Annotated in this window: 23 protein-coding genes; 10 read left to right on the top strand and 13 right to left on the bottom strand. The window is 73.8% G+C overall.

Annotated elements, in window-relative coordinates:
- Positions 1 to 43: 43 nt before the first annotated feature.
- Positions 44 to 1,177, bottom strand: a complete 1,134-nt coding sequence (locus tag HL189_RS01625; protein WP_369131953.1) for an alpha/beta fold hydrolase — start codon at positions 1,175 to 1,177, stop codon at positions 44 to 46.
- Positions 1,178 to 1,303: 126 nt separating this feature from the next.
- Between HL189_RS01625 and HL189_RS01620 the strand changes: the two genes are divergently transcribed.
- From HL189_RS01620 to HL189_RS01610, 3 genes are read left to right on the top strand one after another with little or no spacing between them, the layout of a single operon-like run.
- Entirely contained in the window at positions 1,304 to 2,221 is a 918-nt protein-coding gene (locus HL189_RS01620) for a hypothetical protein (protein ID WP_369131952.1), read from the top strand.
- A 55-nt stretch (positions 2,222 to 2,276) separates the two neighbouring features.
- Positions 2,277 to 2,510, top strand: coding sequence for a hypothetical protein (locus HL189_RS01615; protein ID WP_369131951.1), 234 nt, complete (start codon positions 2,277 to 2,279; stop codon positions 2,508 to 2,510).
- Positions 2,507 to 3,463: a Clp protease N-terminal domain-containing protein gene (locus HL189_RS01610; RefSeq protein ID WP_369131950.1), complete on the top strand. Its 957-nt coding sequence runs from the start codon at positions 2,507 to 2,509 to the stop codon at positions 3,461 to 3,463. Before HL189_RS01615 ends, HL189_RS01610 begins: the two co-directional genes overlap by 4 nt.
- An 18-nt stretch (positions 3,464 to 3,481) precedes the next feature.
- Here the strand turns inward: HL189_RS01610 and HL189_RS01605 are convergent, their stop codons facing one another.
- From HL189_RS01605 to fdxA, 3 genes are read right to left on the bottom strand one after another with little or no spacing between them, the layout of a single operon-like run.
- Positions 3,482 to 3,934, bottom strand: coding sequence for a DUF1772 domain-containing protein (locus tag HL189_RS01605; RefSeq protein ID WP_369131949.1), 453 nt, complete (start codon positions 3,932 to 3,934; stop codon positions 3,482 to 3,484).
- Positions 3,935 to 3,959: 25 nt separating this feature from the next.
- Entirely contained in the window at positions 3,960 to 5,075 is a 1,116-nt protein-coding gene (gene dapC / locus HL189_RS01600; RefSeq protein WP_369132186.1) for a succinyldiaminopimelate transaminase, read from the bottom strand.
- Positions 5,072 to 5,398 carry a ferredoxin gene (fdxA, locus tag HL189_RS01595; RefSeq protein WP_075012384.1) on the bottom strand — a complete coding sequence of 109 codons (327 nt, stop codon included), beginning with the start codon at positions 5,396 to 5,398 and terminating at the stop codon, positions 5,072 to 5,074. The genes dapC and fdxA overlap by 4 nt, the downstream gene beginning before the upstream one ends.
- 160 nt (positions 5,399 to 5,558) lie before the next feature.
- On the opposite strand from fdxA, the gene HL189_RS01590 reads away from it, so the two are divergent.
- Entirely contained in the window at positions 5,559 to 6,311 is a 753-nt protein-coding gene (locus HL189_RS01590) for a GNAT family N-acetyltransferase (protein WP_369131948.1), read from the top strand.
- On the opposite strand, the gene HL189_RS01585 is transcribed toward HL189_RS01590, so the two are convergent.
- From HL189_RS01585 to HL189_RS01555, 7 genes are all read right to left on the bottom strand, one after another.
- Positions 6,268 to 6,696 (bottom strand): hypothetical protein, encoded by a 429-nt coding sequence (locus tag HL189_RS01585; RefSeq protein WP_369131947.1) that lies wholly within the window; start codon positions 6,694 to 6,696, stop codon positions 6,268 to 6,270. The two genes, HL189_RS01590 and HL189_RS01585, sit on opposite strands and share 44 nt — an antisense overlap.
- Positions 6,696 to 7,586 carry an N-acetyl-1-D-myo-inositol-2-amino-2-deoxy-alpha-D-glucopyranoside deacetylase gene (mshB, locus tag HL189_RS01580; protein WP_369131946.1) on the bottom strand — a complete coding sequence of 297 codons (891 nt, stop codon included), beginning with the start codon at positions 7,584 to 7,586 and terminating at the stop codon, positions 6,696 to 6,698. Before mshB ends, HL189_RS01585 begins: the two co-directional genes overlap by 1 nt.
- A 65-nt stretch (positions 7,587 to 7,651) precedes the next feature.
- On the bottom strand, positions 7,652 to 8,713 hold the full coding sequence (locus HL189_RS01575; protein ID WP_369131945.1) for an ABC transporter ATP-binding protein: 1,062 nt from the start codon (positions 8,711 to 8,713) through the stop codon (positions 7,652 to 7,654).
- A complete protein-coding gene (locus HL189_RS01570; protein WP_369131944.1) occupies positions 8,710 to 10,014 on the bottom strand; it encodes an ABC transporter ATP-binding protein in 1,305 nt (434 codons plus the stop codon). The genes HL189_RS01575 and HL189_RS01570 overlap by 4 nt, the downstream gene beginning before the upstream one ends.
- 23 nt (positions 10,015 to 10,037) lie before the next feature.
- Positions 10,038 to 11,006 carry an ABC transporter permease gene (locus tag HL189_RS01565; protein ID WP_369131943.1) on the bottom strand — a complete coding sequence of 323 codons (969 nt, stop codon included), beginning with the start codon at positions 11,004 to 11,006 and terminating at the stop codon, positions 10,038 to 10,040.
- A gap of 44 nt (positions 11,007 to 11,050) precedes the next feature.
- On the bottom strand, positions 11,051 to 12,040 hold the full coding sequence (locus HL189_RS01560) for an ABC transporter permease (RefSeq protein ID WP_369131942.1): 990 nt from the start codon (positions 12,038 to 12,040) through the stop codon (positions 11,051 to 11,053).
- A 212-nt stretch (positions 12,041 to 12,252) separates the two neighbouring features.
- A complete protein-coding gene (locus HL189_RS01555; protein ID WP_369131941.1) occupies positions 12,253 to 13,983 on the bottom strand; it encodes an ABC transporter family substrate-binding protein in 1,731 nt (576 codons plus the stop codon).
- Between the two features lie 381 nt (positions 13,984 to 14,364).
- On the opposite strand from HL189_RS01555, the gene HL189_RS01550 reads away from it, so the two are divergent.
- A complete protein-coding gene (locus HL189_RS01550) occupies positions 14,365 to 14,535 on the top strand; it encodes a CsbD family protein (protein ID WP_369131940.1) in 171 nt (56 codons plus the stop codon).
- Positions 14,536 to 14,828: 293 nt separating this feature from the next.
- On the opposite strand, the gene HL189_RS01545 is transcribed toward HL189_RS01550, so the two are convergent.
- Together HL189_RS01545 and HL189_RS01540 are read right to left on the bottom strand one after the other, a co-directional pair.
- Complete coding sequence (locus HL189_RS01545) at positions 14,829 to 15,710, bottom strand: endonuclease domain-containing protein (protein ID WP_369131939.1); 882 nt, start codon at positions 15,708 to 15,710, stop codon at positions 14,829 to 14,831.
- Between the two features lie 106 nt (positions 15,711 to 15,816).
- Positions 15,817 to 16,293, bottom strand: coding sequence for an Rrf2 family transcriptional regulator (locus HL189_RS01540; RefSeq protein ID WP_369131938.1), 477 nt, complete (start codon positions 16,291 to 16,293; stop codon positions 15,817 to 15,819).
- 35 nt (positions 16,294 to 16,328) lie between these two features.
- On the opposite strand from HL189_RS01540, the gene HL189_RS01535 reads away from it, so the two are divergent.
- From HL189_RS01535 to HL189_RS01515, 5 genes are all read left to right on the top strand, one after another.
- Entirely contained in the window at positions 16,329 to 17,093 is a 765-nt protein-coding gene (locus tag HL189_RS01535) for an NUDIX domain-containing protein (RefSeq protein ID WP_369131937.1), read from the top strand.
- Between the two features lie 40 nt (positions 17,094 to 17,133).
- Positions 17,134 to 17,229 carry a putative leader peptide gene (locus HL189_RS01530; protein ID WP_369131936.1) on the top strand — a complete coding sequence of 32 codons (96 nt, stop codon included), beginning with the start codon at positions 17,134 to 17,136 and terminating at the stop codon, positions 17,227 to 17,229.
- Positions 17,230 to 17,316: 87 nt separating this feature from the next.
- Positions 17,317 to 18,996 (top strand): nitrite/sulfite reductase, encoded by a 1,680-nt coding sequence (locus HL189_RS01525; RefSeq protein WP_369131935.1) that lies wholly within the window; start codon positions 17,317 to 17,319, stop codon positions 18,994 to 18,996.
- Positions 18,984 to 19,160 carry a hypothetical protein gene (locus tag HL189_RS01520; RefSeq protein WP_369131934.1) on the top strand — a complete coding sequence of 59 codons (177 nt, stop codon included), beginning with the start codon at positions 18,984 to 18,986 and terminating at the stop codon, positions 19,158 to 19,160. The genes HL189_RS01525 and HL189_RS01520 overlap by 13 nt, the downstream gene beginning before the upstream one ends.
- Entirely contained in the window at positions 19,160 to 19,873 is a 714-nt protein-coding gene (locus HL189_RS01515) for a phosphoadenylyl-sulfate reductase (RefSeq protein ID WP_369131933.1), read from the top strand. Before HL189_RS01520 ends, HL189_RS01515 begins: the two co-directional genes overlap by 1 nt.
- The last annotated feature ends 34 nt before the right edge of the window (positions 19,874 to 19,907 follow it).

The following is a 19,907-nucleotide window of genomic DNA, read 5'->3' as shown; positions in this document are numbered from 1 at the left end:
CCCGATCAAGTACGCGTACTTGATCGGGGAAAAGCCCCGGGTGTCAGGTGAGGATGTCGCCCGGGCCGGGGGTCTCCGGGGTGTTGGACGGCGCGGCGGCGGGGTGGGTGAGGTGCTCGACCAGCGCCAGGGCGAACTCCTCCGGCCGCTCGACGTGCGGTGAGTGGCCCACGCCCGGCATCAGCACCTCGCGGTAGCTGCCCCCGGTGGCGGCGTAGCGGTCGAGCACGGCGCGGGTCTGGGTGATCATCGGCTGGGCCGGGAAGGCCTCCGCGCCCGGCCACCCGGGCACCGCGCCCAGCGAGCCGAGGTGCGCCAGGTCGTAGGCGGAGGCGTCGGAGACGATGGGGTCCAGCTCGCCGCGCACCCACAGCACCGGCGGCTTGAGGGCCAGCTCGGTGATCCCCGACAGGTCGTGCACCGTGGGCGCCATCGTGTTGAGCACGCCCCGCTCCCCCGGTGCCGTGCCCGGCCAGGCGTCCACGCGCACCGCGTCGCCGGGGTAGTGGTCGGGACCGGTCCGGGTGCTGAGCATCGCGGCGACGTAGACGTCCTCGAGCCGCGGGTCCAGCGGCAGCGACCCGGGGGCGACGTAGTGGGCGCGCAGCACCGACCGGGGGCTGACCGGGGTGTCCGCCGTCGTGTCGCCCGCGGCGAGGGCCGCGACGAACGCGGGGTTCGCGGCGCCACCGCCCGATCCGGTGCCGTCGGGGTGGACCAGCCGGCCGGAGGCCCCCGCCGTCCCGCCGAAGCCGTAGGGCGACACCGGCGCCACCAGGGCGACCGAGGCGACGGCCTCGGGACGGTCGAGCAGGAAGCGCAGGACGACGCCGGCCCCCATGCTCCAGCCGACCAGGTGCACCCGCTCCAGGCCCAGCGCGTCGACCAGCGCCGACAGGTCGTCGGCCCAGTCGCCCGGGCCCCGGCGGGCGTCGATCGGCAGCGGCTCGGTGCCGCCGTAGCCGCGCAGGTCGACGGCCAGCGGGCGCCAGCGCGGGTCCAGGGTCAGCAGCTGGGGCTGCCAGAACGCCGCCGAGCTGACGTTGCCGTGCACGAAGAGCAGCGCCTCACCGCCGGACGGGTCGACCCCGGCCGGGTGCAGCACCTGCTGGGTGAGCCGGGCGGTGGGCACGTGCGTGGCGACGATCCCGGGGAGCAGCGGGACGGCGGCGGTCATGCGGGCTCCTGTCCGTGCGGCACCGGGCGGGCCCCGGCGTCGTCGGGAGGCTACGGCGCGCCGGGTGAGCCTGCCCACGGTCGTCCTTGCAGGTCGGGCACAGGTGTCCGACCTACCATCGGCGTGATGGCGACCACCCGCGCGGCGACCCGGCAGCGACCTGCCCGGTCCGGTCGCCCTCCGGCCCGCCGGCCACCCGCCCGGTCCGGTCGTCCGCCGGCGCGCCGCAAGCCCGCGCGGCGCCCCGAACGCGGCGGCTCCGGCCGCGCCCTGCTCCTGGTGGTCCTGCTCGTCGGCGTCGGCGTGTGGCTCTGGCACACCCGCCCCGAGGAGGGTCCCTCCGTGCTCGCCGGCACCTGCGCCGTCCGCGGCTCCGACCTGACCGTCACCACCGAGCAGGCCGCGAACGCCGCCACGATCGCCGCGGTCGCCCGCACGCGGGGCCTGCCGCCGCGGGCCACGGTGATCGCCCTGGCCACCGCCCAGCAGGAGTCCCGGCTGCGGAACCTCGACTACGGCGACCGCGACTCCCTCGGGCTGTTCCAGCAGCGCCCGTCGCAGGGCTGGGGCAGCGAGGCGCAGGTGCAGGACCCGGTGTACGCCGCCGGTAAGTTCTACGACGGCCTGGTGCGCGTGCCCGGCTGGGAGACCGGGGACCTGACCCTGGTCGCCGACGCAGTGCAGCGCAGCGCGTTCCCGCTGGCCTACCGCCAGTGGACCGCGATGGCCGAGACGCTGGCCGGGGCCCTGTACTCCACCGAGGCCGGTGCGCTCGCCTGCGCTCCCTCCTCGGCCGGCGGCGGCGACCCGGCCGCCGTCGCCGCCGCCGCCACCGCCGCGCTGGGTGTGCCCGCCTCCGTCGGTCCGGACGGCGTGGTGGAGGTCGACGCCGCGGCCGGCCGGCCCGGGGGCACCTGGGCCGTCGCCCAGGCCGAGCGGCTCGGGCTCAGCCGGGTGACCGCGGACGGCTGGCGCTGGACGCCGGCCGACGGGTGGACGCCAGCCCCCGGCACGGCCCTCGCACCGCTCCGCCTGGAGATCTGAGAACCGGCAGCAACCTGGGTTGACCAACCCCATGCGAGCAACCTAGGTTGCTGACATGGGGACCGAGCCACTGGAGACGACGGCGGCCGACACCGCCGATCCGCTGGCCGGGCTGGGTGCGGTCGTCGCGCTGCGGCGGCTGGTCGACACCCTCGAGCTGCGCCAGGTCCAGGCCGCTCTCACCGCCGGGCACTCCTGGTCGGAGATCGCGGACGCGCTGGGCGTGACCCGGCAGGCGGTCCACAAGAAGTACCACCGTCGCGTCGACGTCCGAGGAGCGCACCGATGAGGAGCACGACCGCCGCCGGGTCGCGGGGGCAGGCGTACTACGTCCTGCTCGCCGCCGACGAGGAGGCCGCCCGCGCGGGCCACGCCGAGGTCGACGTCCACCACCTGCTGCTCGGCCTGCTGGTCACCGGTGGCGCCTCCGCCCGGGTGCTGTCCGCGGCCGGCCTGCAGCTGGGTGGCGCGAGGGAGGCGCAGGTCGCCGTCCAGCAGGCGGACCTGGCCGCCCTCGGGGTGACGGCGACCGTGCCGCCGGTTCCGCGGAGCCGCACCTACGCCGCGGGCACCGCCGGGCTGCGCTGGTCCGACCGGGCCCGCCGGGCGCTGGCCGACCTGCCGGACGGCGCGCCGGACACCCGGCTGCTGACCGCCCTCCTGGCCGACGGCCGCGGCCCGGCCCGCCGCCTGCTGGACCGGGCCGGCGTCGACGCCGCAGCGGTGCTGGCCGCGATCGGCACCGTCGAGGCCGACGTCGACCGGGTCGGCCCCCCGGAGGGCGGCTGGACCGCCACGCACGCCCAGACGGTCGCCGTTCCGCGCGCCGACGTGTGGGCGGTGGTCGCCGACCCGCACCGGCGGCCGGACTGGGACGACACGGTCGAGCGCGTGCGGCGGGTGCACGGCCGGTCCTTCGAGGCCCTCGACGCCATCGCCCGCACGCTGTCGCGCACCGGCGAGCCGGTCGAGGACCCGGGCCTGATCTCCACGCACGTCCTCACCGCCGTGGAGGAGGGCCGGGTGCTCGAGTGGGAGGTGCGCTACCCGGCGCGCGGGCACACCGAGTGGCTCCGGGTGGAGCTGGCCGACGACGGCGCCGGATGCCGGATCGGCCTGCGGCACCGGAACGGCGCCGTCGGCAGCCGGCTGCGCCCGCTCGCCGCGCTCGGCGCCTGGTCGATGCGGGCGCGGCTGCGGCTGCTCACCCAGGCCGTCGCCCAGACGGCGGCGGCCGGCTGAGCCGGGGTGCCGGCCGGATCAGCCGACCAGCTCTCCGGCCAGCGCCGCCGCGCTCGCCAGCGCGGCGACCGAACGCACGGTGTTCCACGCCGTCCAGCGGCGCAGGTAGCGGCGCCACGGCGCCGGATCCGTCCCGTCGGCGCGGGCCAGCGCCTCGTTGAGCGGGACGTTCGCTGCCACGGTCACCCCTGCCACGCCGACCACGTAGGCGAGGGCGGCCACCAGGACCAGCGGCCGCCGCTCGCCGGCCAGCTCGAGGACGCCGAGCGCCAGGCACAGCACGGCGGTGCCGAACAGCAGGGTGAGGAACGTCGGCCGGATCGCCGCCCGGTTGATCGACTGCATGGCGGCCGCGCCGGCCCGGTCCGGCAACGCCGCCAGCGCCGGCATCACCATCAGGCTGAAGACGGCGAAGGCCCCGGCGACCAGCCCGGCGCCCAGCGCGGCGAGGAGGAGCACCCAGTCCGGCACGGCGCCATCGTGCCGTTCCGCCCGCTCAGGCGGCCAGGCGCTCCACGGCGGCGTCGACCCGCTCGTCGGTGGCGGTCAGCGCCATCCGGACGTGCCGCGCCCCGGCCGGGCCGTAGAAGGTGCCCGGCGCGGCCACGACACCCCGGTCGGCGAGCCAGTCGATCGTCGTCCAGCAGTCCTCGTCCCGGGTGACCCACAGGTAGAGCCCGGCCTCCGAGTGGTCGATCCGCGCGCCCGCGCCCCGCACCGCGGCGGCCAGCCGGTCGCGCCGGCGGCCGTACCGCTCCCGCTGCTGCTCGACGTGCGCGTCGTCGCCGAGCGCGGCCACCATCGCCGCCTGCACCGGCGTCGGCACGAGCAGCCCGAGGTGGCGGCGGACCTCCCAGACCCGGCGCACCAGCGCCGGGTCACCGGACAGCAGCCCCGCGCGGTACCCGGCGGCGGTCGACTGCTTGGACAGCGAGTGCACCGCGAGCAGGCCGCGGTGGTCGGGTCCGGCGATGTCGGGGTGCAGCACCGAGCGGGGAGCGACGTCCCAGCCCAGCTCGATGTAGCACTCGTCCGCGACGACCGGCACCCCGTGCTCCCGACCCCAGGTCACCCAGGCGCGCAGCTGCTCGTCGGTGAGCACCCGGCCGTGCGGGTTGCCCGGGGAGTTCAGCCAGACCAGGACGGCGTCGCCCGGATCGGCCGGCGGGGTGTCGGTCCGCCCCACGCCGAGCCCGGCGACCACCGCGCCCACCTCGTAGGTGGGGTAGGCGACCTCCGGGATCAGCACGGTGCCCCGGCGCAGGCCGAGCAGCGTGGGCAGCAGCGCCACCAGCTCCTTGGAGCCGACCGTGGGGACCACCGAGGGGTCGGCGCCCAGCGGGTCGGCCAGCCGCACCCCGAGCCGGCGGGAGAGCCAGCCGGCGGCGGTGCGCCGGAGCTCCGGCGTCCCCAGCGCCGTCGGGTAGCCGGGGGCGTCCCCGGCGCCGGCCAGCGCCGCGGCGAGCAGCTCGGGCGTGCTGTCGACCGGCGTGCCGATGGACAGGTCGACCACCCCGCCCGGGTGCTGCGCGGCACGGGCACGGGCCGCGCCGAGGGAGTCCCAGGGGAAGTCGGGGAGCCGGCGCGGGGAGGCCGACCCGCCCGTGGTCAGTGCCCCTCGCCCTGCGGCGGCAGCGCGGCGACCAGCGGGTGGTCCTTGGCGATCTTGCCGGTCTTGGCCGCGCCACCGGGGCTGCCCAGGTCGGAGAAGAACTCCACGTTGGCGTTGTAGAAGTCCTTCCACTTGTCCGGGACGTCGTCCTCGTAGTAGATGGCCTCCACCGGGCACACCGGCTCGCAGGCGCCGCAGTCCACGCACTCGTCGGGGTGGATGTAGAGCATCCGCTCGCCCTCGTAGATGCAGTCCACCGGACACTCGTCGATGCACGCCTTGTCGAGGACGTCGACACAGGCCTGGGTGATGACGTAGGTCACGGGTTCCTCCGGGACGTGCTGGCTGGCTGCTCACCCTGGCCGGACCAGGGCGGTGATCGATCATCTCCAGTATCACCCGAGGGGTCCCCCGCCAGCGCGACGGGTCGCACCGCGCACCCCCACCGGCCACCCATGGACCCCCGCCACGCAGGATCGGGGCATGGGACAGCGACGCTCGGCGCTCGGCGTCACCGGCCTCGAGCTCGTCGCGGCCCGCGGCTGGCGGGCGCTGGAGGAGGACCGGCTGGGCGACTGGCTGCTGCGCGCGGCCGGCGGCTTCACCGGCCGGGCGAACTCCGCCCTCGTCGTCGGGGACCCGGGGCGACCGCTGCCGGCGGCCGTCGAGGCCGTCGCCCGCTGGTACGACGAGCGGGGGCTGCAGCCGTGCGCGCAGCTCCCCGGCGTCGCGTCCCGGGCCGCCGACGCCGCCTTCGCCGACGCCGGCTGGGCCCGCGACGAGGACGTCCTCGTGCTGACCGGTCTGCTCCTGCGGGGGCAGCTGGACGGCGTCCCCGTGCACCTCGCGGCCACGCCGGACGACGCCTGGCTGGCCGGCTACCGGTACCGCGGCGCGGAGCTGCCCCCCGTCGCCCCCCGGGTGCTCACGAACGCCGAGGACGTCGTGTTCGCCTCGGTCCGGCTGGCCCCCGCCCCGGCGCCGCTCGCCGCGGTCGGCCGCGGGGTGCTCACCGACGGCTGGCTGGGGGTGACCGCGGTGACCGTCGCCGAGGAGCACCGCCGGCAGGGGCTGGCCACCGCCGTCATGGCCGCCCTCCGGGCGTGGGCGGCCGACCGCGGGGCGCACTCCCTCTACCTGCAGGTCACCGTCGGCAACGCCGCCGCCCGGGCCCTCTACCGGCGGGCCGGCCTCATCGAGCACCACCGGTACCACTACCGGCGACGGGTGGGCTGACCTGCGGGCGCGGCACCGGGGTGCCCAGGACCCGGCCGACCGCGAAGGCGGCCGCCACGACCCCGAGCACCAGGAACCCCAGGGAGAGCGTCGAGGTGACCGTGTCCCCGCCCGGCAGCAGCAGGTCGCCCTCGGGACGGCGCATCGCCCCCGCCACCGCGATGACCAGCCACACGACCGCCGGCAGCGCCGCCACCAGCCGGGAGCCCGAGAGCCGCCGGGCGGCGGCGACGAGCAGCAGGTTGCCGACGACCGCGGCGACGATCGAGACCGGGACGGGGATCCCGGCCAGCCGCCAGGGGAGCCAGAACACCTCCACCAGCGCCAGCCACGCGGCGACGACGACAGCGACCACCGCCCAGCCGAGCAGCCGCAGGGCGCGCATCAGGACAGGCCGGCGAAGAGGTCGTCCTCCCAGCCGTGCGGCCCGGCACCGGGGCCGCGCTCCCCGCGCACCAGGCGGTAGTGCTCGGTGCCCAAGACCTCCTGGCCCAGGTTGTTCGACAGCGCGAAGAACGGGCCGTCGACCACGATCTGCGTCGGGTGGGCGCGCATCGCCGCGTCCTTCCGGCCGGCGTACGCCCGGCCGTCGACGGCGGTGGTGACGACGTCGTCGGGGACGATGAACGGGACCTCGTCGAGGTCCCCGAGCCCCTCGAAGGGTGACCCCTCCCCCAGCGCGGCCATCGCCTCGATGCCGGCCCGCACCACCGAGCGCGGCATGGCGTTCCAGTAGACCTTCGCCACCGTCCACGGCTCGCCCAGGTCGGGCCGGTAGCCCGGGTCGGCGGCGGCGTCGACCGCGCCCATCGCGACCCGGTGCGCCTGGATGTGGTCGGGGTGGCCGTAGCCGCCGTTCTCGTCGTAGGTGACCACGACCTGCGGCCGGACCTCCCGGACGACGGCCACCGCGTGCGCCACGGCCTCGTCCAGGTCGGCCCGCCAGAACGCGCGCGGCTTGTCGTTGGCCGGGGTGCCCATCATCCCCGAGTCGCGGAAGCGGCCGGCGCCGCCGAGGAACCGCCAGTCGGTGACCCCGAGGGCGGCCATCGCGGCGGCGAGCTCACCGATCCGGTACCCGCCGAGCTGGTCGGCCTGGTCGGCGGCGAGCTGGGCCAGCTCCGGCACCAGCACCTCGCCCTCCTCACCGAGGGTGCAGGTGAGCAGCGTGACCGCCGCCCCCTCGGCGACGTACCGGGCCATGGTGGCGCCGTTGTTGATGGTCTCGTCGTCGGGATGGGCGTGCACGAGCAGCAGTCGGCGGTCCGCGGTCACCCGGTCATCCTCGCCGACCCCGGCCGGCCACCCGGCCGGGGGTGTTCCACCCGGCCAGGAGCGCCTCAGATGACGCGGGTGGCCTCGGCGTAGTGGCAGGCGTTCAGGTGGCCGGCACCCCGGTCGGCGAGCTGCGGGTCGTCGTCGATGCACTTCTGCCGCTGCGCGTCGGTGAGGACGTTGGCGAACTTCTGGCAGCGGGTTCGGAACCGGCAGCCCGAGGGCGGGTTCGCCGGGCTCGGCACGTCACCGGAGATGATGATCCGCTGCCGCGCCCGCTCCCGGCGCGGATCGGGCAGCGGGATCGCCGACAGCAGCGCCTGGGTGTAGGGGTGCGCCGGCCGCTCGAACAGCTCGTCGCGTTCGGCCACCTCGATGATCCGGCCCAGGTACATGACCGCGACCCGGTCGGAGATGTGGCGGACCACCGACAGGTCGTGGGCGATGAACAGGTAGCTGAGGCCCAGGTCGTTCTTCAGGTCCTCGAGCAGGTTGATCACCCCGGCCTGGATCGACACGTCCAGCGCGGAGACCGGCTCGTCGAGGACCAGCACCTTCGGCTGCAGCGCCAGCGCCCGGGCGATGCCGATGCGCTGCCGCTGGCCGCCGGAGAACTCGGCGGGGTACCGGTTGGTGTGCTCGGGGTTCAGCCCCACGGTCTCGACCAGCTCGCGGACCCGGCTGCGCAGCTCGGCGTCGTCCTTGGTGAGGCCGTGGATCACCAACGGCTCGGCCACGATGTCGAAGACCGGCAGCCGCGGGTTCAGCGAGGCGTACGGGTCCTGGAAGACCAGCGCGATGTCCCGGCGCAGCGGGCGCATCTGCTTGCGGGTGAGCCCCACCAGCTCCCGGCCCTCGAAGACCACCGAGCCGCCGGTGGCCGGCTGCAGGTTCAGGATCGCCCGGCCGGTGGTCGACTTGCCGCAGCCGGACTCGCCGACCAGGCCGAGCACCTCGCCCGGGTAGAGGTCCAGGTCGACCCCGTCGACGGCCCGCACCGCGCCGACGGTGCGCTTGATGAGCCCGCCGCCCTTGATCGGGAAGTGCTTCTCCAGGCCGCGCACCGACAGGATCGGCTCGCCGCGGCCGACCGGGCCGTCGGCGCGGTCGGTGGTGGGGGCGCTCATGCCCGGTCTCCGTTCGTGGGGCGGTGGTCGGAGACCACGCTGCCGGTGTCGCTGCCGGCGCCCGGCCCGGTGGCGGCCGGCTCGGTCTGGTCGGCGGGGGGTGTGCCGGGGGGCGACGCGTCGCGCGCGCCCTCGCCCACGGTGTGGTCGGCGGGCAGCGCCTCCCCGGCCAGGAGGGTGTCCGAGGCGGTCTCGCTGAAGACCTCGGCCGCGTGCCCGTGGGCCCGCTCCACCTTCTCGGTCCGGATGCAGGCGGCGCCGTGCCCGGGGCCGACGTCGAGCAGCGGGGGCTCGGCCTCGTCGCACTGCGGCACGTGCAGCGGGCAGCGCGGCGCGAACGGGCACCCCGGCGGCATGCTGAGCAGGGACGGCGGCGAGCCGACGATCGGGGTCAGCCGCTCGCGGGTGCTGGCGTCCAGCCGGGGCAGCGAGCCCAGCAGGCCGAGCGTGTAGGGCATCCGCGGCTCGTAGTAGATGTCCTCGACGCTGCCGACCTCGACCGGCCGCCCGGCGTACATGACCAGCACGCGGTCGGCGATGCCGGCGACCACGCCCAGGTCGTGGGTGATCATGACCATCGCCGCGCCGGTCTCCTCGAGCGCGGTCTGCAGCACCTCGAGGATCTGCGCCTGCACGGTGACGTCCAGCGCCGTCGTCGGCTCGTCGGCGATGATCACGTCCGGCTGGTTGGCCATGGCGATCGCGATGACGACGCGCTGGCGCATGCCGCCGGAGAACTCGTGCGGGAAGGACCGCACCCGCTCCTTGGCGTTCGGGATGCCGACCAGCTCCAGCAGCTCCACCGCGCGGGCCTCGGCCGCCTGCGAGGACAGCGTCTTGTCGTGCGTGCGCAGCGTCTCCTCGATCTGCGCGCCGACCCGGTACACCGGGTCCAGCGACGTCATCGGGTCCTGGAAGATCATCGAGACGCCCTTGCCGCGCACCCGCGACATGCTCCGGTCGCTCTGGCCGAGCAGCTCCTGGCCGCGGTACCGCACCGAGCCGGTGACCCGGGCGTTGCCCGGCAGCAGGCCCATCACGGCCAGCGAGGTGACCGACTTGCCGGACCCGGACTCGCCGACGATGCCGAGCACCTCCCCGGAGCGGAGGGTGTAGTCGACACCGCGGACGGCGTGGACGAGCCCGTCCTCGCTGGGGAACTGCACGTTGAGGTCGGCGACCTCGAGCAGCGGGGCGGACACGTCGAAGCCGGGCAGGCTGGTGGGCCGCCCGCTGCTCAGCGTGCCGAGGGAGCTGGCACCGGTCGCGGACGCGCCGGGGCCCGAGGTCCCGATGGACATGGATCTCCTCGTGATCAGTGCCGTCAGGCCCGCACGCGGCGGTTGCTCGGGTCGAAGGCGTCCCGGATCCCGTCGCCGATCAGGTTGATCGACAGCACGATGACCAGCAGGGTGATGCCCGGGAAGTAGAAGAGCCAGGGTCGGGTGCTCGCGGCCTGCACCCCGTCGGAGACCAGCCGGCCCAGCGAGGTCTGGTTGGCCCCGTTGACGCCGAAGCCGAGGTAGGTCAGCGACGCCTCCAGGATGATCGCGGTGGCCGCCGCCAGCGTCGTCCAGACGATCAGCGAGCCCAGCGCGTTCGGGATCAGGTGCTTGAAGATGATCCGCACGTCGGAGGCGCCCAACGAGTGCGCGGCCTCCACGTACTCCTTCTCCCGCAGGGAGAGGAACTGGCTGCGGACGATCCGCGCGAGGTCCAGCCACCCGAACAGGCCCAGGATGATCCCGACCCCCAGCGGCGTGCGGGACCCGGGGAAGTTGCTGGCGACGACGATCAGCACGACCAGCAGCGGCACCGTGAGGATCAGGTCGACCACCCGCATGAGCAGGCTGTCCACCCACCTGCCGAAGTAGCCGGCCAGGGCCCCCACCAGCAGCCCCAGCGGCAGGGCGATGACCACGAACAGCAGCACGATGAACAGCGAGCGCTGCACGCCCTGCATGAGCCCGGCCAGCAGGTCCCGGCCGATCTCGTCGCTGCCCAGCAGGTAGCCGGAGGTGCCCGGCGACACGGACTGCGCCTGCGCGTTCTGGCTGCCGTAGTCGACCCCGTGGACGAAGGGGCCGACGAACCCGAACAGCACCATCAGCACGAAGATCGCCAGGCCGGCCATCCCGACCTTGTTGTGCAGGAAGCGCCGGACGATCTGCTGCCGCTGGCTGCGCGCCTTGACGCCGAACTCCCGCTGCACCCCGCCGCCGCCCTGCGGTGTGCCGGGCACCGCGGGCAGCACCCCGCCGGTGCTGTCCGGAGTGGCCTGGGTCGTGGCCATGGGCCCCTTCTTCCTGGAGAGCTGGCTTCCTGCCGTGCGAGGGCTCAGGAGAGCCGGATGCGCGGGTCGAGCACCGCGTAGAGGAGGTCGGCGACCAGGTTGAACACCACGACGAAGGCGGCGCTGACCAGCAGCCAGCCGAGGACGACGTTGGTGTCGTTGTTCCGGATGCCGTCCTGGATCAGGTACTCCCCCATCCCGTGCCAGACGAAGACCGTCTCGGTGATGATCGCGCCGCCGAACAGGGTGCCGATGCCCAGGGCCACGACGGTGGTGAGCGGGATCAGCGCGTTGCGCAGCCCGTGCTTGAGCACGGTGCGGCGGTAGGTGAGGCCCTTGGCCCGGGCCAGCCGCATGTAGTCCGAGCCGAGCACGTCGAGCATGGCCGCGCGCTGGAAGCGGCTCCAGGCGGCGAAGGAGAGCAGCGCCAGGCTGATCGTCGGCAGCACGAGGTGCCCCAGCCGGTCGGACCACAGCTCCCAGCCGGACGCGTACAACGACAGCCCCGGTGTCTCCTCGCCGATCGTGTACAGCACCTGGCTGCCGAGCAGGTCGTTGATCCCGCCGGCCACGAACTCCTTGAGCAGCGCGGCGAACCAGAACACCGGCAGCGCGATCAGGACGTAGGCGATGAAGGTGAAGATGTAGTCCGACGCCTTGTACTGGCGGACCGCGCCGATCACACCGACCACGATGGCCAGGATGACCGCGATGACCACCGCGGCGATGATCATGCGACCGGTCACCATCAGCCGGGTGCCGAGCTGGTCGGCGACCGGGGTGCCGTTGACCGTCGTCCCGAAGTCGCCGGTGAGTGCCCCGGAGAGCCAGTTCCAGTACCGCACGAAGAAGTTGTCGTTGAGGCCCAGCTGCTCGCGCAGGTTGTCGAAGAACGCCTGCGGCGGCCGCGGGTTGAGGTTGTAGTAGTTCGACAGCGGATCGAAGCTCGCGGCGCAGAGCGCGAAGACCAGGAACGAGCTGACCAGCAACACGAGGACCGACGCGCCGATGCGCCGGATCGTGAAGAAGAACATGTGGTGACCTTACGCCGACGGACGACGTCGTCCGGTGAGGAACGACCTGTTCAGCGACCCCGGTACGGAGGGGTGCTCGAGTCGTGCGGATGGCTCCCGGACCGACCACGGCCCCCGGGTTGACCGGGGGCCGTGGCGCCGGTGGCCGGCGCCGCCGCGGGGGCGGCGCCGGACCGGGTCGTGCTCAGGCGGTGCTCAGCTGACCCGACGGGTCACTGCACCGTCCAGGTGGAGGCGTTCCAGAGCGGCCCGGCCTGGGTCGGGTTGTCCTCGACGCCCTCGATGTTGCTGGTGTAGGCGATGAAGGTCGGCTTCTGGTACAGCGGCAGCGTCCCCATCTGGTCCCACAGCAGGGTGTCGATCTGGTTGGTGATCTCGACCTGCTGCTCGCGCTCCGGGGTCACCATCAACTGGTCGAACAGCGCGTCGATCTCCGGGGTGCCGATGCGGGAGTAGTTCTGGCCCACCGCGTCACCCACCACCTGCTGGTAGATCGGCGGCTGCGAGGAGACGAACGGGTTGCCCACCCAGGCGAACAGGGCGGCCTGGAACCCACCGGCGATGAGGCTGGTCGGCTTGTCCGGGCCGGCGAAGATGTCCGGGTTGGCGTTGAACGTCGCCTCGATGCCGGCGGCGGCCAGCTGCGGGATCATGACCTCGATCGTGGTCTGCCGCAGCGGGTTGTTCGCGGTGGTGTCGATGCGGATCGACAGCCGCTGGCCGCCCTTGGTGAAGATGCCGTCGGGGCCCGGGGCCCAGCCGGACTGCTGCAGCAGCGCCTTGGCGCCCTCGGGGTCGGCGGCGTTGTACTCCGCCGGCGCGTTGTCCTGGTACTCCGGCTGGTTGTTCTTCCAGATGTGGTTGTTGAGCACCTGGGCGTCGGAGGAGAACTGGCCGACCGTCTGGTCGACGATCTCCTGCCGGTCCAGCGCCAGCGCGAACGCCTTGCGGACGTTGACGTCGGAGAGGATCGGGTCGGTGGTGTTGAAGTCCAGGTGCTCGAACGACAGACCGAAGTTGATCTCGCTGGTGACGTTCGGCTCGAGGCCCTGCACCTGGTCGACGAGGTCCAGCTGCGGCTGCGGGTAGATGACGTTGAGCTCACCGCTGGACAGACCCTGGACGGCGGTCGTCGGGTCGTTGCCGATGCCCTGGATGACCAGCTGGGCCAGCTGCGGCTTCTCGCCCCAGTAGTTCTCGTTCGGGGTCAGCACGACGATCTGCTGCCCGACGTTGATGTTCTCCTTCTTCAGCTGCCACGGGCCGCCGGAGATGTCGCCGGGGAGGCCGTCCGCGATCGGCCAGCCGGTGGAGATGGACTCGCACAGCGCCTCGGGCGTGTCCTTGTCCATCAGGTGCGCCGGGAACACCGGGCTGTTGTTGCCGGCGAAGGAGGACTGCCAGTCGGCGAACGGCGGCGAGTAGGTGACGGTGACCGTCTTGCCCTCGTCAGCGCCCTCGACGGCGGTCATCTGGTCGTAGCCGGAGGTGCTCAGCAGGGCCGGGCACCCGCCCGTGGCCGGGTCCGAGGACCGCTGCATGCGCCAGCTGAACTCGAAGTCGTCGGCCGTGATCGGGGTGCCGTCGCTCCACACCGCGTCCGGGTTGATCGAGTAGGTGACCGTCTGGCTGTCCCCGACGACCTCGGAGGTGGGCTCCTCGGTCAGGAACTCGTCGTTCCACTGGACGGTGAAGTCCGGCTGGATCTCGTAGGTCTGCGGCAGCAGCTCGGCCTCGATGTCGGCCGTCGAGGTGGCGTTGCCCGCGGAGATCAGCGGGAAGAGGTTCTCCGGCCAGTCGGTGGCCTCGCCGAAGACGACGCGGCCCTCACCGCTGGCGGATTCGCCGCCCCCGCTGTCGCTGTCACCGCCGCAGGCGGACAGCACCATCGCACCGGTGACGCCGGTGGCCACCAGCATCACCGTGCGCTTGCTCAACTTCACGTCTGCTTGCCTCCTCGACCCGCGGCGCGGGGGGACGATCAGGTCGGAACGACCCGGGATCGCCGGGTGGACTTGGGTTCTTCCATCCCCCCTGTCCGGCAGCTGTCGGGACGCTGCCGACGGGAGGCGACGGCCGAACCCTAGGCAGTGCCGTCACCCCCAGTCCACGTCCGTCATCGTTTCGTGACCTGTGCTCAGGACCGCCGGCGAGAGCCTGGAAACCGGCCGGGACCGGGGGCTGGTGACCGGAGGAAATCCGGCCCCTCCGGTGGCCCGCGACAGGGTTCTGCGGACCACACCCGACCCCGCGCCGGTCCTGGGTGTGCCACCTCCCCCGGCCGGGTACCCGGGAGTCACTGCGACCGAGTCGAGGAGACTGACATGAGTGGCATGGACAAGATGAAGAACAAGGCCCAGGAGATGTCCGGCCAGGGCAAGGAGACCGTCGGCGAGGCCACCGGCGACCGCGAGCTGCAGGCCGAGGGCAAGAACGACCAGGCCGCCGGCAACCTGAAGCAGGCCGGCGAGAAGGTGAAGGACGCCTTCAAGTGACCCCTGCGGGTCGCTGAACCGGACGACACGAGCGCCGTCCCCGCGTGCCGGGGGCGGCGCTCGCGCGGTGCCGGGCCGCCCGTTCGTGCCGGCGGCCCACCCGGCGCAGGATGGCCGGTTGTGACGAGCTCACCTGTCGCCGTGGACGCCGCGGCCTTCGACGCGGCGGCGGCCGCCGTGGACGGGGCCCTGGGCGCCGGGGCCCGGTACGCCGACGCCCGCCTGGTCGACCGGCGCCACGAGTCGATGACCACCTCGGCCCGCCTTTCCAGATGGAATGGCGAGCAGGTGGGTCAGCCGGCGGTCGGCGCGGCGCGCAGGGCGACCCGGACCCGTTCCACGACCGCGTCGAGGTCCCGCAGGTCGGCCGCGCTCACCCGGATGACGCGCCATCCCGCGGCCAACAGCCGGGCGATGCGGCGGTCGTCCCTGACGACCTGGACGCCCTCGAAGTGGTAGGCCCCCTCGTACTCCACCACGAGCCGTGCCTCCGGCCAGGCGAAGTCGACCCGCGCGAGGAAGACGCCGTCCGCCACTACGTCGAACTGAGGCACGCACGGAGGCAGACCGGCCAACACGAAGGCCACACGGAGCCACGACTCGGGAGGGGACTCGCTCCGCTCGTCCACGAGGTCCACGGCCCGCCGTACCCGTGCAGCACCCCAACGGCCCACGCCCGAGCGGACGAGCCGCTGAAGGTCGAGCCTGCTCAGTGCGCGGGATCGGACCATGGCGTCCAGGGCCGCGACCGCCGTCCGGACCGATTCCAGTGCACAGACGTCCCAGGCCGTCCGTGCCGCCACGGTGACGGGGACGCCGGCCCGGTCCACCACCTCACCGGGCCGCAGTCGTGTCCGGTGCACGCGGATGCCCCGGGGACCGGTCCACTCGATCCCCTCGGGCAGGACGACGGTGACCGGCACCGACGGGTCGGGCAGCGGACCCCCGTGCCACCAGACCGCCGATGCCCCACCGATGGCAGTTCCAGCGGGGATGAGCAGGCTCGCCGCGCGCGCGATCACCGAGTGGTCGACCGTCACTGCCGGGTGTGTGTACACGCCGCGCAGGACCCGCCGGTAGGCGCCCGTCCGCAACTGGTGCCGGGTGAGCACTCCCTCGGAGATCGCGTGCGCCCCGATGAAGACGCCGTCCAGACCGGAGATGCGCGGGACCACCCAGCGAGCATGGCGGCCGGTGGTCCCGCCGCGGGGCGCTGTCCACAACCTCGCCATTCCAGCTGGAAAGGCGGGTCGTGAACCGCCTTTCCAGCTGGAATGGCGGTCAGTCGGTGGGGGCGGGGACGCCGAAGGACCGCCAGGCGCTCTCGAGCTCGATCATCTCGGCCACCTGCGGGGGCATCGTGCCGGCGACGACGTCGGCCAGGGTCACGTTCTCCAGGACCCGCCGGTAGGCCTCGCGGGCCGCGACCCAGACGTTGGCCAGCGGAGCGGCCGCGCCCGGATACTCCACCTCCTCGGGCCGCTGCCCGTGCACGTCGGCCAGGAAGCCCTGCTCGACGCGCATGACCCGGGCGATCGAGACCTCCGAGGGCGGCAGCGCCAGCCGGTAGCCACCCTCCCGGCCGCGCTGGCTGGTGACCAGCCGGGCGTGTTGCAGGTCCCCGAGGATCGCCTGGAGGAAGCGGGTGGGGATGTTCTGCGCCTGGGCGATCCGCTCGGAGGTCAGCGAGCCGGGCGCGACGGCAGCCAGCTCGACCGCGGCCCGCACGGCGTAGTCGACCCGGGCTGAGATGCGCACGGGGTCATCCTGCCGTGTCTGCGAAGCTGGTCCGCGTGTCCCAGCTGAGGTTCACCACGTTGGTGGAGGCCCCGCTGACCGTCGCTTTCGACGTCGCCCGCGCGCTGGGCCGCCCGTGGCCGCGGCCGTTGCGGGAGGTCGAGTCCGTGCGTCCCTGGTGCGACCGGTACGCCGCGGCACCCGGCGGGGGCCTGCGCAGCCTGGTGCACACGCGGCACTTCTCGGCCACCGGCGCCGGCACGCTGGTCTCCGAGCAGGTCGACTGGGAGACCGTCGTCCCCGGCCCGCTCGGGGGCCTGCTGGACCAGACGCTGCTGCGCCGCCGGATCGTCCGGTCCATGCAGGCGCACCTGGACGCCTTCGCCGCGGCGGCCGCCTCCCGCGCGCTGGAGGTGACCCAGGTGGTGGGCGCGGCGCTGGTCGACGACCGGGGCCGGGTGCTGGTCGCCCAGCGCGGCTCGGGGCCGCTGGCCGGGCTCTGGGAGTTCCCCGGCGGCAAGGTCGAGCCGGGCGAGTCCGACCTGTCCGCGCTGGTCCGGGAGTGCGCCGAGGAGCTGGGCGTGCAGGTCCTGCCGCAGGCGTTCCTCGGTGAGGTGCCGCTGGACGGCGTGGTCGCCGGTGGCGCCCCGGGCGCCTCGACCCTCCGGGTGTGGTGGGCCCGGGTGGGCGGCGGCGAGCTCGTCGCCCACGAGCACACCGACCTGCGCTGGGCGGCGGCCGAGGAACTGGAGGACCTGGACTGGATCCCCGCGGACCGGCCGCTGCTGCCCGCCGTCCGGGACCTCCTCGCCCGGCTCTGACCGCCGGTCCCTCACCGCCGACCCCCGATCGTGTGGGAGGATGGGCGGCGTGACCGACTGCGGAGCCCTCCTCGTGGCCCGCCTGCACGTCGACCTGGCGCGGGTCTCCAGCGCTGCGTGTCGCACCGCGCGCTGACCTCGGCCCCCTCCGCAGCCCTCCCTGCTGCTCCGTACCTGGCCGCGTCGCGCACGCCCGTGCCGGCGCAATTGGAGAAGTACTGACGTGTCCTCCCCCACCCGCACCAGCAACCGGCCCCAGCGCGGGCAGGGCCAGTGGGCGCTCGGCTACCGGGAGCCGCTGAACCCGAACGAGCGGATGAAGAAGGACTCCGACGGCCTGGACGTGCGCCAGCGGATCCTCGACATCTACGCGCACACCGGGTTCGACGGCATCGACGCCGGCGACCTGCGCGGCCGGATGCGCTGGATGGGCCTCTACACGCAGCGCGCCCAGGGCATCCCCGGTGGCAAGACCGCCGTGCTGGAGGCCGAGGAGCTCGAGGACTCCTACTTCATGATGCGGGCCCGCATCGACGGCGGGCAGCTGACCAGTGAGGCGCTCCGGGTCCTCGGCGGGATCAGCACCGAGTTCGGCCGGGACGTCGCCGACGTCACCGACCGGCAGAACGTCCAGTACCACTGGATCCGCATCGAGGACGTGCCGGAGATCTGGCGGCGGCTCGAGTCGGTCGGCCTGAGCACGACGGAGGCCTGCGGCGACGTGCCCCGCGTGATGCTCGGCTGCCCGCTCGCCGGGATCCTCGAGGACGAGGTCGTCGACGCCACCGACGTCCTCGCCGAGACCGTCGCGAAGTACGTCGGCAGCCCCGAGTTCAGCAACCTGCCGCGCAAGTGGAAGACGTCGATGTCCGGCTGCGTCGACCACTGCACCGAGCCCGAGATCGACGACGTCTCCTTCGTCGGCGTGGTGAACGAGGACGGCGAGGCGGGCTACGACCTCTGGGTCGGTGGCGGCCTGTCGACCAACCCGATGTTCGCCAAGCGGATCGGCGTCTTCGTCCGCCCGGACCAGGTCACCGACGTCTGGGCGGGCTGCACGTCGATCTTCCGGGACTACGGCTACCGCCGGTCCCGCAACCACGCCCGGATCAAGTTCCTGATGGCCGACTGGGGTCCGGAGAAGTTCCGCCAGGTCCTGCAGGACGAGTACCTGCACGCCGAGCTGCCCGACGGCCCGGCCCCGGCCCCGGCCGCGCACGACCAGCGCGACCACGTCGGCGTGAGCAAGCAGAAGGACGGCGCCAACGCCGTCGGCTTCGCCCTGCGCACCGGGCGGATCAGCGGCAGCCTGCTCACCCGGATCGCCGACCTGGCCGAGGAGTACGGCACGCAGGGCGGCCGGATCCGGACGACGACGCAGCAGAAGCTGGTCATCCTCGACGTCCCCGACGAGCGGGTCGAGGACCTGGTCGCGGCCCTCGCCGAGCACGACCTGCTGGTGCGCCCGAGCGCCTTCCGCCGCGGCACCATGGCCTGCACCGGTCTGGAGTTCTGCAAGCTCGCGATCGTCGAGACCAAGCAGCACGCGCAGGACCTCTACAACGAGCTCGAGAAGCGGCTGCCGGAGTTCGACGAGCCGATCGGGATCAACGTCAACGGCTGCCCGAACAGCTGCGCCCGGTTCCAGACCGCCGACATCGGCTTCAAGGGCATGATCGTCCGCAACGCGGCCGGCGAGAGCGTCGAGGGCTTCCAGGTGCACCTGGGTGGCCACCTCGGCGTCGAGGCGAGCTTCGGCCGCAAGTTCCGCGGCCACAAGATCACCAAGGAGGAGACCGCCGACTACTGCGAGCGGGTCCTGCGCGGCTACCTCGAGCGTCGCGAGCCCGGCGAGCGGTTCGCCGCCTACGTCTCCCGCGCGGAGGAGGCGTGGCTGCTGTGACGGAGCCGACGTCCGGAAGGACCCGGGACCTCCCGCCGTTCCACTGCCCGTACTGCGGTGAGGAAGACCTGACCCCGCACGGGGACGACGCCGCGAGTTGGCACTGCGGCGCCTGCCTGCGGACCTTCTCCGTCCGCCTGACCGGAACGGGGGTGCAGCGCTGATGACGACCGCCGTCGTGCAGCCGACACCGGACCTGGCCGCCGAGGCCGACGCCCGCTTCGAGGGGATCGCCGACCCGGTCGAGCAGGCGCTGGCCGTGCTCGCCTGGGCCGGGGAGACCTTCGGCCAGCAGTTCGCGATCACCTCGAGCATGGCCGACGGCCTGCTGGCCCACCTGGCCGGCCGCGCGGTCCCCGGCGTGAACGTCGTCTTCCTCGACACCGGCTACCACTTCGCCGAGACGATCGGCACCCGGGACTGGATCGCCGGTGTCCTGCCCATCACGCTGGTCAACGTGACCCCGCCGCAGACCGTGGCCGAGCAGGACGCCGTGCACGGCGCGAGGCTCCACGACCGCGACCCGGACCTGTGCTGCTCGCTGCGGAAGGTGCAGCCGCTGGCGCGCGTGCTGGCCGGCTTCAGCGCGTGGGGCTCCGGCGTCCGCCGCGACGAGGCGGCCACCCGGGCGGGCACCAGGGTCGTCGACTGGGACGCCAAGCGCGGCATGGTCAAGGTGAACCCGCTCGCGGCGTGGACCCAGGACGACGTCGACGCCTACATCGCCGAGCACCAGGTGCCGGTGAACCCGCTGCAGGAGATCGGGTTCGCCTCGATCGGCTGCGCCCCCTGCACCCGCCCGGTCGCCGCCGGGGAGGACCCGCGCGCCGGACGCTGGGCCGGCCGCGGCAAGACCGAGTGCGGCCTGCACGTCTGAGGAAGGACCCCGCTGCCCCCCACGCCTCGCAGGC

This window comes from Modestobacter sp. I12A-02662, from assembly GCF_041028325.1.
In the GTDB taxonomy this organism is placed as follows: Bacteria; Actinomycetota; Actinomycetes; order Mycobacteriales; family Geodermatophilaceae; genus Modestobacter.
Note: the sequence above shows the minus strand (reverse complement) of the source record. Positions and strands in the feature narration are given on the sequence as shown.

Coding starts and splice junctions, on each gene's coding strand:
- HL189_RS01625 (WP_369131953.1), bottom strand. CDS start 1,177: ATGACCGCCGCCGTCCCGCTGCTCCCCGGGATCGTCGCCACGCACGTG.
- HL189_RS01620 (WP_369131952.1), top strand. CDS start 1,304: ATGGCGACCACCCGCGCGGCGACCCGGCAGCGACCTGCCCGGTCCGGT.
- HL189_RS01615 (WP_369131951.1), top strand. CDS start 2,277: ATGGGGACCGAGCCACTGGAGACGACGGCGGCCGACACCGCCGATCCG.
- HL189_RS01610 (WP_369131950.1), top strand. CDS start 2,507: ATGAGGAGCACGACCGCCGCCGGGTCGCGGGGGCAGGCGTACTACGTC.
- HL189_RS01590 (WP_369131948.1), top strand. CDS start 5,559: ATGGGACAGCGACGCTCGGCGCTCGGCGTCACCGGCCTCGAGCTCGTC.
- HL189_RS01585 (WP_369131947.1), bottom strand. CDS start 6,696: ATGCGCGCCCTGCGGCTGCTCGGCTGGGCGGTGGTCGCTGTCGTCGTC.
- HL189_RS01575 (WP_369131945.1), bottom strand. CDS start 8,713: ATGAGCGCCCCCACCACCGACCGCGCCGACGGCCCGGTCGGCCGCGGC.
- HL189_RS01570 (WP_369131944.1), bottom strand. CDS start 10,014: ATGTCCATCGGGACCTCGGGCCCCGGCGCGTCCGCGACCGGTGCCAGC.
- HL189_RS01565 (WP_369131943.1), bottom strand. CDS start 11,006: ATGGCCACGACCCAGGCCACTCCGGACAGCACCGGCGGGGTGCTGCCC.
- HL189_RS01560 (WP_369131942.1), bottom strand. CDS start 12,040: ATGTTCTTCTTCACGATCCGGCGCATCGGCGCGTCGGTCCTCGTGTTG.
- HL189_RS01550 (WP_369131940.1), top strand. CDS start 14,365: ATGAGTGGCATGGACAAGATGAAGAACAAGGCCCAGGAGATGTCCGGC.
- HL189_RS01530 (WP_369131936.1), top strand. CDS start 17,134: ATGGGCGGCGTGACCGACTGCGGAGCCCTCCTCGTGGCCCGCCTGCAC.
- HL189_RS01515 (WP_369131933.1), top strand. CDS start 19,160: ATGACGACCGCCGTCGTGCAGCCGACACCGGACCTGGCCGCCGAGGCC.